This is a genomic window from Nocardia testacea NBRC 100365 (assembly GCF_000308775.1).
Taxonomy (GTDB): domain Bacteria; phylum Actinomycetota; class Actinomycetes; order Mycobacteriales; family Mycobacteriaceae; genus Nocardia; species Nocardia testacea.
In genome coordinates this window covers 1-11144 of the sequence record NZ_BAGJ01000242.1, presented here as the reverse complement: position 1 = coordinate 11144, position 11144 = coordinate 1, and the positions used below count along the sequence as shown (strand labels likewise).

Annotated in this window: 13 protein-coding genes and 1 pseudogene; 9 read left to right on the top strand and 5 right to left on the bottom strand. The window is 66.1% G+C overall.

Features of this window, described 5'->3' with window-relative positions:
* Positions 1–379 (bottom strand): annotated as a pseudogene (locus ON38_RS26020) (diacylglycerol kinase); the annotation flags it as partial.
* A gap of 123 nt (positions 380–502) precedes the next feature.
* On the opposite strand from ON38_RS26020, the gene ON38_RS26015 reads away from it, so the two are divergent.
* Complete coding sequence (locus ON38_RS26015) at positions 503–1237, top strand: glucose 1-dehydrogenase (RefSeq protein WP_039827654.1); 735 nt, start codon at positions 503–505, stop codon at positions 1235–1237.
* A gap of 39 nt (positions 1238–1276) precedes the next feature.
* Here the strand turns inward: ON38_RS26015 and ON38_RS26010 are convergent, their stop codons facing one another.
* Positions 1277–2287 carry a TIGR03564 family F420-dependent LLM class oxidoreductase gene (locus ON38_RS26010; protein ID WP_083873099.1) on the bottom strand — a complete coding sequence of 337 codons (1011 nt, stop codon included), beginning with the start codon at positions 2285–2287 and terminating at the stop codon, positions 1277–1279.
* A gap of 61 nt (positions 2288–2348) precedes the next feature.
* Between ON38_RS26010 and ON38_RS26005 the strand changes: the two genes are divergently transcribed.
* The 4 genes from ON38_RS26005 (at position 2349) to ON38_RS25990 (ending at position 4691) form a co-directional block, all read left to right on the top strand.
* The gene (locus ON38_RS26005; RefSeq protein WP_083873098.1) at positions 2349–3062 is read left to right on the top strand and encodes a TetR family transcriptional regulator; all 714 of its coding nucleotides are present in this window, start codon (positions 2349–2351) and stop codon (positions 3060–3062) included.
* 299 nt (positions 3063–3361) lie between these two features.
* Complete coding sequence (locus tag ON38_RS25995) at positions 3362–3952, top strand: TetR/AcrR family transcriptional regulator (RefSeq protein WP_039827651.1); 591 nt, start codon at positions 3362–3364, stop codon at positions 3950–3952.
* A gap of 33 nt (positions 3953–3985) precedes the next feature.
* A complete protein-coding gene (locus ON38_RS36685; protein WP_169333298.1) occupies positions 3986–4144 on the top strand; it encodes a hypothetical protein in 159 nt (52 codons plus the stop codon).
* 349 nt (positions 4145–4493) lie between these two features.
* Positions 4494–4691, top strand: coding sequence for a DUF6011 domain-containing protein (locus ON38_RS25990; protein ID WP_039827650.1), 198 nt, complete (start codon positions 4494–4496; stop codon positions 4689–4691).
* A 73-nt stretch (positions 4692–4764) separates the two neighbouring features.
* Here the strand turns inward: ON38_RS25990 and ON38_RS25985 are convergent, their stop codons facing one another.
* The 3 genes from ON38_RS25985 to ON38_RS25975 form a co-directional block, all read right to left on the bottom strand.
* Positions 4765–5073, bottom strand: a complete 309-nt coding sequence (locus ON38_RS25985; RefSeq protein ID WP_039827644.1) for a hypothetical protein — start codon at positions 5071–5073, stop codon at positions 4765–4767.
* Positions 5070–5819: an RNA polymerase sigma factor gene (locus ON38_RS25980; RefSeq protein ID WP_039827643.1), complete on the bottom strand. Its 750-nt coding sequence runs from the start codon at positions 5817–5819 to the stop codon at positions 5070–5072. The genes ON38_RS25985 and ON38_RS25980 overlap by 4 nt, the downstream gene beginning before the upstream one ends.
* Positions 5820–6349: 530 nt before the next feature.
* On the bottom strand, positions 6350–6871 hold the full coding sequence (locus ON38_RS25975) for a hypothetical protein (protein WP_039827642.1): 522 nt from the start codon (positions 6869–6871) through the stop codon (positions 6350–6352).
* A gap of 110 nt (positions 6872–6981) precedes the next feature.
* On the opposite strand from ON38_RS25975, the gene ON38_RS35155 reads away from it, so the two are divergent.
* The 4 genes from ON38_RS35155 to ON38_RS25955 form a co-directional block, all read left to right on the top strand.
* Positions 6982–8079, top strand: a complete 1098-nt coding sequence (locus ON38_RS35155) for a type IV toxin-antitoxin system AbiEi family antitoxin (RefSeq protein ID WP_083873097.1) — start codon at positions 6982–6984, stop codon at positions 8077–8079.
* The gene (locus ON38_RS25965; protein WP_245564205.1) at positions 8054–9193 is read left to right on the top strand and encodes a hypothetical protein; all 1140 of its coding nucleotides are present in this window, start codon (positions 8054–8056) and stop codon (positions 9191–9193) included. Before ON38_RS35155 ends, ON38_RS25965 begins: the two co-directional genes overlap by 26 nt.
* Before the next feature lie 261 nt (positions 9194–9454).
* Entirely contained in the window at positions 9455–10738 is a 1284-nt protein-coding gene (locus ON38_RS25960) for an IS256 family transposase (protein WP_085995488.1), read from the top strand.
* Positions 10739–10767: 29 nt separating this feature from the next.
* On the top strand, positions 10768–11144 hold a 377-nt coding region (locus ON38_RS25955), incomplete at its 3' end, for a tetratricopeptide repeat protein (protein ID WP_157181899.1).

Sequence of the window (11144 nt, the reverse complement as noted above, 5' to 3'; positions counted from 1 at the left end):
CGGCCGCCTCCACCTCGGCGAAGAATTTGGACGGCAGCGTCCCCCACGGATACATCAGCAGCCCGGGCGCGGTGCCCACCACGTTCACTCCGGCGGCGAGAATGCGGCGGATATCGTCCATCGCCTCGACCAGGCGGGTATCGCCCATGGCGCAGTACACCGCGCAATCCGGCCGGGTGGCGAGCAGCTCGTCGAGGTCGCCGACCGCCGTGATCCCGGTACGGGTGCCCAGCCCGGCCAGCTCCCCGGCGTCGATGCCGATTTTGCCCGGGTCGGATACCCATACCCCGACGAGTTCGAAGCGCCGGTCGGTGAGGAGCTGGGTCAGGGCGATCCGGCCGGCGTTACCGGTACCGATGAGGACGACGCGTTGGGCCATTGATTCTCCTTGAAACGGGGATCGCGGCGCCGAAAAACCTGTTCAGCAGCCATATTTCGACTCCGAGCACGACTCTGGACCAGTGTCTAGAACGTGTTCCAGTTTCATGGTAGCGTCACCGCCATGGGACGTGTAGACGGCAAAGTTGCCCTGATAAGTGGCGGCGCGCGGGGCATGGGCGCCGCCCACGCGAAACTGCTCGTGGCCGAGGGCGCGCAGGTTGTCATCGGCGATGTCCTCCACGAGGAGGGCAAAGCTCTGGCCGACGAGATCGGCGCCGCCGCGCGTTATGTCCCACTGGACGTCACCGAGCCCGAGCAGTGGGATACCGCCGTCGCGACGGCCGTCACCCAATTCGGCAAGCTGGATGTCCTGGTGAACAATGCCGGGATCGTCAACGGCGCCCCGCTGCAGAAGCTTTCCCTGGAGAAGTTCCGCGCCGTCCTCGATGTCAATCTGGTCGGCACCTTCCTGGGCATGCGCGCTGCCGTCGAACCCATGATCGCCGCCGGGGGCGGGTCGATCATCAATGTCTCCTCGGTCGAGGGCCTGCGCGGCGCGCCGTTCGCACACGGGTACGTGGCGTCGAAATGGGGAGTGCGCGGACTGGCGAAATCGGCCGCGCTGGAACTGGCTCCGCACAAGATCCGGGTCAATTCGGTCCACCCCGGACTCATCCGCACCCCGATGACCGAGAACATCCCCGACGACCTGGTGACGATCCCGCTGGGCCGCCCTGCGGATTCGGCCGAGGTCGCCACCTTCATTCTCTTCCTGGCCAGCGACGAGTCCTCCTACGCGACCGGCAGCGAGTTCGTGGTGGACGGTGGCCTGGTCACCGGGGTTCCACACAAGTAGAACCGATCGGCCGGGCGATGCCGGGCGCGAATCCGCGACTCAGACGGCCCCTGGCGTCGCCTCGCGGTGTCCAGCAGCGGTCACCGGCCGCGGTCGGCCCTCCGACCGGCGCGGTCGGCTGCTCAATTCGCCGAGCAGTGCCCAGGTTCGCTCCTCGTCACGCGGCGAACCCGTCGCGGTCAGCGCGACGATCAGCTCGTCGGCGCCGGCCGCGGCGTAGCGAGCCACGGCGTCGGCCATGGTCCGCTCGTCGCCGATGACGGCCAATTCGACCGGAGCGGAGACCCTCTCCCGATCCAGCAGCGCGCGATAGACCGGCATCCGACCGTATCTGTCCATCTGCTCCGCCGCGCGAGTCCGAGCGCCGGCGACATCGGCGGTGACTACGCCGCCCACCATGCCGATCACCCGGGGAACCGGCCGCCCGGCCGCCGCGGCGTGCCGAGTAAGGGTGGGGATCGTGAAGTCGGCCAGCGTACGGGGGCCGGTGAGCAGTGGGAGGGCACCATCGGCGAGTTCGGCTGCGACTCGGAGGGTCAACGGGCCCGACGTGGCCAGCAACACGGGCACCGGCGCGTGGACCGTCGGCATCATGCTGCGGGTCGGCGATCTGGCCACCAGCGTCTCACCGACGTGGTCGACCGCGCCGGTGCGGAGCAGCTCGCGAAGCACGGAGAGGTATTCGCGGAGGTAGCGGATGCGCGGGTGGGTATTGCCGTAGCCGGCGGCGATCTCCGGCAGTGACAACCCGAGCCCGAGCTCGAAACGCCCGCGAGCGGCCGCCTGCGCTGTTTGCGCCTGCACGGCCAGCGCATTGGGGTGGCGTGGGTGGATCGGGACCACAGCCGTCCCGACCGTGATGTCCGGGATCTCGCGCCCGATCAGCGCGGCGACCGCCGGTGCGTCGTAGTCGAACCGCTGGGTCAGCCAGACGGCGGGCACGCCGAGTCCGGCCAGTTTGCGGGCCTGGTCGAGCAGGTAGTCGATGGGGTTCACCCCGGGAACGAGCTGGTTGTAGTAGTCGGTGGGCAGAGCAACGCCGATTCGCATGCCGACAAAGTACACCAAGTTTACTTTTATCCTTGGTTTACTTTCCGCTAGGCTCTGCGATATGACTCCGGAACCCGGACTGCGCGAGCGCAAGAGACAGCGCACCCACGCCGCCATCTCCGACACCGCCCTCCGGCTGTTCCTCGCCGACGGATTCGACGCCGTACCGGTTGCCGAAATCGCGGCCGCCGCGGAAGTGTCCAAACGGACGCTGTTCAAGTACTTCCCCTCCAAAGAGGACCTCGTCGTACACCGATTCGCCGACCACGTCGACGAGGCCGCCCGCACGGTGCGGAACCGGCCACCCGGACAGACCCCCCTCACCGCCCTGCGAGCCGCCTTCCGCGCCGGCCTGGACGAGCACGAGCCCAGCACCGGCCTGTGCGACGCACCCGAGGTGCTGGCCTGCTACCGGCTGATACTGGAGACGCCGACCCTGACCGCTCGCCTGGCGCAGTTCCTGACCAGTGGAGAAGCCGCACTCGCCCGGGCCCTCGGGCCGGCCGAGGATCCGGACGCGCGGCTGGCAGCAGCTGCGATCATCGCCGTCCGACGCAACCTCAGCGAGGCCAATTGGCACGCGCTGGCACACGGCCGGACCGTCGCCCAGCGATACCCGGCGGCAATAGCCGAGGCGGAACGCGCCTTCGACCTACTAGACGGCGGTTTCGGCGATCGGTTCCCGGCCGCCGGGCCGGCCGGCGTTCCGCCGAGCTCGGTCGATCCGCGCCGCGACAGCCGAAGTCCCGAACGGGTTCGACCGGCCGGCCCGTGACTCAGTTCCGGGAGGCGACGGGCTCGGGCGATCGGGGCGCACGCCCGGCGGCCACCGGCCCGCCCCGCGGCATCCATACCCCGCCGTTTTCCGCCGAGGCCGGGACCGGCTCGCGCGAGCCCTCCCGCGTCACGCCGTGCCGTATCCCGTTGGCCGTGTGCACTCCCAGCGCGAAATCGCGAACGAAGCGCACCAGGCCACCCATGAACCACCGCATATCGACCTCCACTACACAGGTCTGTAAAGTCCGTTGTCCATTACGATAGATACACAGATCTGTGAAGGCAAGGGAGGTGGATATGACCGGCACTGTGGGCAGGGAAGAACTGACCCCGGGAGCCCGGCGCATCCTGGACACCGCCGGCGAGCTCTTCTACGCGCGCGGTATCCACGCCGTCGGCGTCGACACCATCGCCGCCGAATCCGGCGTCACCAAACGCACGCTGTACGACCGCTTCGGATCCAAGGACGGCCTGCTCGTCACCTATCTCGAAGACCGCGACCGCCGCTGGCGGGCACGCATCGACACCCACCTCGCCGCCGAGACCGACCCTCTCCAGCGACTACTGGCGCCCTTCGACGTACTCCCGGAATGGCTGCCCGGCAACAGCAGAGGGTGCGGGTTCATCAATGCCTTCGCCGAACTGCCCGATCCTGCGCACCCGGGCCGGCAGGTGATCGTCGCGGAGAAGACCTGGTTACGCGACCTCTTCCGGGAGCTGGCCGCGGCGGCCGGGGCCGCGGACCCGGATCTGCTCGCCGTGCAGCTGCTCAGCCTGCACGAGGGCGCGATCATCAGCTTCTCCATCACCGGCGAGCAGAACGCCGCGGCCGCGACCCGGGCCGCCGCGCTCCAGCTCGCCGAGCAGGCCACCCGGCAGCCCGGCTGACGAGCCGCTCGGCGAGCGAACACACGAGCTAAGGTGCGCATCGGGCCCTCCGGTGAGTCGATCTTCGTCGTGCGCGAGGTCGATCTTGATGAGGGTCGGGCGGTGATCGAGTCGGTCGACGACTCCGCTGCTGGTAGGTATCCCTTTTCCCTGCCGCTGGGCGCCCTGGTCCGGGTCGACCCCAGCGTGTAGCGGCTCTACTGCCCATAGGGGCCATATGCCATGCGGCTATGCACTGGGCATCCTGCTGCTTAGGACGCGGAACGCCACCAGGCGGGGGTACCTGGCGGCGCTCTGGTCGGGAAGTCGACGTCCAACAAGCGCCTCTCGGCGAGTGGTCGCTCGTAGCGACGAAGGGTGCGGCCCGGGGCTGTCCGGACGCCGACAGCCTGTTCAACCGCGGTCCGGGTTGGGCTATTCCGGTCCGGTTCTGTGACGCCGGTGACCCGGGTCGCGGTATGCGCGGGCCCGCCCGGGGTGGTGGTGTCGGAGGTCCGTGTCATCCTCGCGGGTGTATGTGTCGCGGCCGGAGGAGATGGATATGGCCGAGGTCGCCGAGGATCGGCCCACGGTGAAACTGGTAGCGCACTGCCGCCGGTGCCGGGGATGGTTGTTGTCGCCGCGGTCGGTAGCCGACGGGATCGGCCCGACGTGTGCGTCCCGGGAACGCGCCGAGCAGCGCCTGGAGGCCGCCGAGGCGGCTCTGCAGGAACTGGCCTTGTTCGATATCGCGGGGTGACGGCGCCCGCCCTGCCCCTACTACCGCGCTCTACCCTTGGCTTCCCAGGTCCCGCCCCGATCCCGTCGCGGCTTCAGATCGGCGCACGCTCGTTGAGTGTTGCTCTCCTTTCATCGTTGGCTGCCGGTTGCACTGCCGGCTGCGCGGGTACGTCGGGAACGTGGGATGAGGGAGACGGCTCGGAGGACTCCGCGGAACTCTCACGACGGAAGCGTAGAAGGATGCACATCACATCGAGGGCGTCGCGGCGGGCGGACTGATCGCTGGCAAAGGTCGCCCGCCAGGCCGCCGGGACCAAGCACAGTGCGAGCAGGGCGAGCAGTGCGACCGCCGCGACCGCCAACTTGGACCCCGGCAGAGCGTGGAGCAGCAGCTGCGTCATGCCGTCGTCTGCTTTGTCTTCGATTTGCGGATCGGAGCGGCGCCGAGGGCTTCCCAGGTGCGTTGCCGGAGCCGATACAGTCGCCCTTCCAACGCTTTGGCGCTGATGCCCAGATCGGCGGCGATATCGGTGTGGGGCTTGTCGGCGAGTAGGCCGGCGCAGATCAAGCGTTCCTCGAACGTTGCGGCCCTGAGGATGTGGCGCAGCTGAGAACGAGCTGCAGTGATGTCGTCGGGGTTGCTGATGCTCGCCTGCATCGAGGGGTCTGCCAGCTGGGTCGCGGCCAGGAAAACGCGGATCTCTTCGACGCGCCGTCGATGCCAAGCCTTGTAGACGTCTCGGAACTTGAACGCGCAGGCGGTGACGAAATAGGTGCCCAGCTTGGGGTTGCTGCTGGCCGACCGGCTGGGGTCCCACTTCCCGTGCACGAGCTGGTTGATCATGAAGGGAACGGCCTTGGCAAGGGTATCGAGGACCAGTTCTTCGCGGACCTCGGTGCTGTCGTGGAGGGTGCGGTAGTCGTCGGTATTGATCGACAGTGACGGCAACCCGGTCTCGACGCGCAGGATCGAAAGATCCTGCACCATTCCCCGTAGCACGCGCCAGCCGTAGAGCCAGAGTTGATGTTCCAGGGCGGTGCGCAGGTTTTCCGGGTATCCCTGTGCGGCCAGTGCTTCGACCAGCTCGGTATCGGTCTCGTACCCCAGGGCGGGACCGAATGAGACCGGGTCTCCCCACTTTTGCATACAAATCTCCAAGTAGCGCGTGCGTGCGATTAGGACTGTGCCCCGGCTCGAATCGGTCGCTGCTCTAAACGATCTTTTTCTTTTCCGAGGTTCTAACGCAGGCGTTGTATGGAGTGCCGTAGAGAAGTCCCCACGCAGATTTTTGGGATGCCTTAACGGCGTCGGGTCGCGGCCGGATGGCGTGACGCGGGCAGGCCGACGAGCAGCCGGGTGGGGCCGGAAGTCATGGCGGCGGTACTTGTGTCCAGCTGTCGGTGGCCGCTGCTACAGTGACCGGCAATGCGGAGGTCGCGGGTTCGAGTCCCATCGGGTCCATTCGAGGGCCTGTAGCTCAGCCGGTAGAGCAACGCACTGTCCGTGCGGCACACGATGCCCGGAGATGGGGAAGGCCCCGCCGACTCGGCGGGGCCTTCCCCGTTCCATCGAACCCGGGTTCGATTTCTGGCCGCCGATAAGTGACCCTTCTCGAGGGCTTTTCTGGCCAGCGTGAAGGCCTATCCGTCCGGACCGGCCGAGGCTAGGACTGCCTCCTATCCACGGATCACGATCTCGATGGAGTCGACGCTGACGCCGTAGGTTGCAGCGAGCCCGGCCTTCGCCTGCGCGATTGTGAGTCCGCCCGACCCGGCGGCGGTCGCGGCGGCGGCGGTCGCGGCGGTCGCGGCGCGTTCCAGGTGCTGGAACTCTGCCCCCTCCAGGTCGATACCCAGAGCAGCGAGATTGGTGTAGCGAACCGGATTGCGTTCACCGCCCCACACGTCGGGCTGGTCGAGGCGGGCGTATTCGCCGATCTCGATCAGCCAGCGGTCTTCACCTCCGGGGTCGGTGGCAGGGCTGATGCGCGAGATCCGTCCGATGAGAAAGGCACTGCCGTGGTCGGCGACACCATCGGCGTAGTCCTCGTAGTTGCGAGCGTTCTGGGTGCACACGAGCCATTCGCACCTCCTGGCCCGCGAGGGGTCGAGCTTCCATGCCTGGGAGCCACCCTCGCGCAGGATCTTGTCGAAGCTCTTCCCAGTGAAGACGACGACGGTGTCCTCGTTTCTATCCATAAAACTATAGTAGCAACTATCAGGAAGTAATCAAAAAGTATATACAAACTATCGTCCTTACATTTAATTACCGTTCTCCGTGTGACACGGAATGCGGGTATTATCCGAACATGCCTGGTCAGGAGCTTAAGCCGCCGAAGAACGAGAGAGAGGCGATCGCAGCGGCCGCGAACGCCATCCGGGAACGGTTACCGCGGACCTGGGACGTCTGGGTCGGCGACACGCCTACCGGCCCCGGCGACCCCGGCTACGACGCAAAAATCAGGCTGTACGCGCCGAACGGGCTTGTCCTCGTTCTACTCCTCGAAGCCAGGAACACCGTCTATCCCAAGGACGTCGGACGGATACGCGAGCAACTCACCGCGGCCACCTCACAGCATCCCGGCAGCATCGGCCTCGTGTTCGCACGGCACCTGTCTGCTTCGACGCGGCAACGCCTTCAAGAATCAGGGATCTCCTACGTGGATGCGACCGGCAACATGATGGTGCGCGCCGACGAGTCGGCGCTGTTCCTCTCCGCGGTCGGCGCCGAGACCGACCCATGGCGCAGCCCAGGGCGTCCTGTCGGCGCCCTCAAGGGGGAACCGGCCGCGAAGCTCGTCCGCGCGCTGCTCGATTTCCAGGGGCCGTGGAAGACCCGCCATCTCATCGAAACCGCGGAAGTCGCCACCGGTTCGGCCTATCGAGTGCTGGACTTTCTGCAACGTGAAGCGCTGATCACCCGTCGAGCAAACGGTGAGGTGGAGGTTCCGGACTGGGCAGCGCTGCTACGTCGCTGGAGCGAGGACTACCAGTTCCTGCACACCAATACGATCACGCGATGGATAGCGCCTCGCGGGCTGTCCACGTTCCTGGAACGCATCCACCTTTCCGAGGTCACCGACTACGCGATGACGGGCTCAATCGCGGCCGCGACGTGGCAGCCCTACGCGCCACCTCGATCAGCGATGGTGTTCGTCACCGATCCCGAGCGAGCCGCCAAGGCTTGGAGATTGCGCCCCATTGACACCGGAGCCAATGTGCTGCTCGCCGTACCCGCCTATCCTGTTCTCCTCGCCCGAAGTGGAAAAGGGTTCCAGGACATCAGAATCGCGGCGCCTACCCAGGTGGCTGCCGACCTGATGGCCGGGCCGGGGCGAGGGCCTTCGGAAGCGCAAGAGCTGATCAACTGGATGGGGACGAATGAACAATCCTGGCGCCGCCGCTGACAACCCGTTCGAACTACTCGCCCGGACACGCACCGTGCTACTCGACGCGCTCGAAGCACTGGTCGAGCACCGGGATGTCGTGATCGTCGTCGGCGCCCAAGCGGTCTACCTACACACGGGCGGAGTCGAGGTTGCCATCGCCGAGGCCACCAAGGACAGTGACGTCGCAGTCGATACCCGCGACCTCGGAGGCGACCCGACGATCAACGAAGCCATGGAGAAGGCGAACTTCGTCCTCAACCCGACATCAGGCCAGCCCGGTGCCTGGCTCAGCCCGGACGGGATCCCCGTGGACATCATGGTCCCCGAGACCATTGCCGGCGGAGGCAAGAACAGGCGCAGCGTGCACCAGCCACCCCACCACAAGATGGCGATGCGGCGAGCTCGCGGCCTGGAAGCAGCAATAGTCGACAACAGCGAGATCGTCGTTCGACCGCTGACGGAAGATGACGGCAGGGCAATCAGCGCCAAGGTCGCTGGACCTGCGGCCTTGATCGTCGCCAAGTGCCACAAGATCCACGAGCGCATCGACGATCCAAACCCCGATCGCCTCAAAGACAAAGATGCCCACGACATCTACCGGATCTTGAGGGCTTTCGAGCCCGAGGACCTGGCTCCCGCCTTCTCCAGACTGCTCGCCGAGGAGGTCAGCGCTCAAGTGACCGACGAGGCGGTCGATATCCTCCAGAATCTGTTCGCTGCCGGGCCCGACGCGATCGGATCTGCCATGGCCGGCCGCGCAGAAGAAGAAGTAGGTGATCCTGCAGAGGTCTCGGCCTCACTCGCGTTCCTCGCCGAAGAACTGGTCGAGGCGATCCGAAGCACGGCCCTGTCGGAGGCTTGTGGGAGCATCCGCCCCATGACGAGCGGCCACCAGCAGCGACTGACCACGATTCGCGATGCGATCGAAGGCAAGCTGCGTCGCGGAGGTGCATGGGATGACCTCGCGTATGCCGTAGCCCCCGGCGCACCCGCGAACCAGACACTCGACCCTGTCCAGGTCGCCGCGCTGGATGCCGACCTCGCGTTGGTACAGGAAGCCCTCGACGGTAAGGGACTATCCGACGAGAAACTCTCCCAGCTGAACCGTCACATCGACACGGGGTCGCCGTAGTATCCGCCGAAAATCGGGCGGATATGCCTGATCTCCTGATGGGAGCACTGCTGGGAGGTCGTTACGACCCGTTCGGTCTCTCCTTTCCGGATGCACCGACCAGGGCGAACGGGCATATCCGTTGGTTTTTCGGCGATTACTACCGGAACCCCTATCTGAAGTACAGCCCAGATAGACGGCACTCCCGGCTGCTTCTAGGGACTGTGGATTTAAGGGTGTTTCCGGCCTGATTCGCTGACCGATGGTCAGCGGGAAGGTGCCGTGATGACGACACTTGATGCCGTGGCGAAGAAGAAGGCCGAGGCTTCGGCCGAGCAGCTGGCAGCGGCGGAGCTGGTCCGGATGGCCAAGGAACAGGGGTTGTCCCTGACCGGGCCGGAGGGGTTGCTCCAGCAATTCACCAAGACAGTCCTCGAGACCGCGCTCAATGAGGAGATGACCGAGCACCTGGGGTATGAACCGAATCAGGCGCCCGAGGATCGGGAATCGGGCAACGTCCGGAACGGGACCCGGTCGAAGACAGTGCTGACCGAGACGACGGGCCCGGTCCCGATCGAAGTGCCGCGCGACCGCGACGGCAGCTTCGAGCCCCAGATCGTCAAGAAGCGGCAGCGGCGCTTGACCGGGGTCGATGAGATCGTGTTGTCGCTGTATGCGAAAGGGTTGACCACCGGAGAGATCTCGGCGCATTTCGCCGAGATCTATGGCGCGTCGGTGTCGAAGGAAACGGTCTCGCGGATCACCGACAAGGTGGTCGCGGAGATGCAAGAATGGTCGGCCCGGCCGCTGGACGAGGTGTATGTCGCGATCTTCATCGACGCCATCGTCGTGAAGATCCGCGACGGCCAGGTCGCCAACCGGCCGATCTATGCCGCGATCGGAGTGACCGTGACCGGCGAGAAAGACATCCTCGGCCTGTGGGCCGGGGCCGGTGGTGAGGGCGCGAAGTTCTGGATGAGCGTGCTCACCGAGATCCGTAACCGCGGGGTCAAAGACGTGTTCTTCCTGGTCTGCGACGGGTTGAAAGGCTTGCCTGAGGTGGTGGGGAATGTGTGGCCGCTGGCCACGGTCCAGACCTGCATCATCCATCTGATCCGTAACACGTTCCGGCTGGCCGGCCGCCAGCACTGGGACGCGTTGAAGCGGGATGTGAAACCGATCTATACCGCGGTGAATGCTGAGGCCGCCCGGGCAGCGCTCGATGAGCTGACCGAGCGGTGGGGCTCGAAATACGGTGCCATCATCCGGCTTTGGAACAATGCCTGGGAGGAGTTCATTCCGTTCCTGGACTACGACGTCGAGATCAGGCGGGTGATCTGCTCGACGAATGCGATCGAGTCGTTGAACGCCCGTTACCGGCGGGCGATCAAGGCCAGAGGGCATTTCCCGACCGAGCAAGCCGCCCTGAAATGCCTGTATCTGGTGACTCGTTCGCTCGACCCGACCGGTGCCGGTCGGGCACGATGGACGATGCGGTGGAAGCCCGCGGTCAACGCGTTCGCGATCACCTTCGCTGACCGCTGGCCCGACGCCCGAACCTACTGAGAGAAACCGCCGGAAACACCCTTACTGAGATGGACCCGTCGGCGGGTCGGGGCGGGGAGGCGATCTCGCTCTACGAGCGTGCCCTCGCCGAGTGCGAGCGGGTCCTGGGGCCCGAACACCCGAACGCTCTGACCTCCCGCATGGCCCTCGGCAGTGCCTACGAATCGGCGGGCCGGACTCCCGAAGCCATCTCGCTATTCGAACAGACTCTCGCCGACTGCGAGCGGGCCCTAGGGCCCGACCACCTGTACACCCTGACCTCCCTCAAAAACCTCGCCGGCGCCTACCGGGCGGCGGGTCGGATCGGGGAGGCGATCCCACTCTACGAACGCACCCTCACCGACTGCGAGCGGATCCTGGGCGAGAAGCACCCCGACACCCTGAACTTCCGCAACAACCTCGCCCT

What these genes read in the sequence shown, in the direction of transcription:
- ON38_RS26015 (WP_039827654.1), top strand. Translation starts at nt 503, where the DNA reads ATGGGACGTGTAGACGGCAAAGTTGCCCTGATAAGTGGCGGCGCGCGG.
- ON38_RS25995 (WP_039827651.1), top strand. Translation starts at nt 3,362, where the DNA reads ATGACCGGCACTGTGGGCAGGGAAGAACTGACCCCGGGAGCCCGGCGC.
- ON38_RS25980 (WP_039827643.1), bottom strand. Translation starts at nt 5,819, where the DNA reads ATGCAAAAGTGGGGAGACCCGGTCTCATTCGGTCCCGCCCTGGGGTAC.
- ON38_RS35155 (WP_083873097.1), top strand. Translation starts at nt 6,982, where the DNA reads ATGCCTGGTCAGGAGCTTAAGCCGCCGAAGAACGAGAGAGAGGCGATC.
- ON38_RS25985 (WP_039827644.1), bottom strand. Translation starts at nt 5,073, where the DNA reads ATGACGCAGCTGCTGCTCCACGCTCTGCCGGGGTCCAAGTTGGCGGTC.
- ON38_RS26010 (WP_083873099.1), bottom strand. Translation starts at nt 2,287, where the DNA reads ATGCGAATCGGCGTTGCTCTGCCCACCGACTACTACAACCAGCTCGTT.
- ON38_RS25975 (WP_039827642.1), bottom strand. Translation starts at nt 6,871, where the DNA reads ATGGATAGAAACGAGGACACCGTCGTCGTCTTCACTGGGAAGAGCTTC.
- ON38_RS25990 (WP_039827650.1), top strand. Translation starts at nt 4,494, where the DNA reads ATGGCCGAGGTCGCCGAGGATCGGCCCACGGTGAAACTGGTAGCGCAC.
- ON38_RS25965 (WP_245564205.1), top strand. Translation starts at nt 8,054, where the DNA reads ATGAACAATCCTGGCGCCGCCGCTGACAACCCGTTCGAACTACTCGCC.
- ON38_RS26005 (WP_083873098.1), top strand. Translation starts at nt 2,349, where the DNA reads ATGACTCCGGAACCCGGACTGCGCGAGCGCAAGAGACAGCGCACCCAC.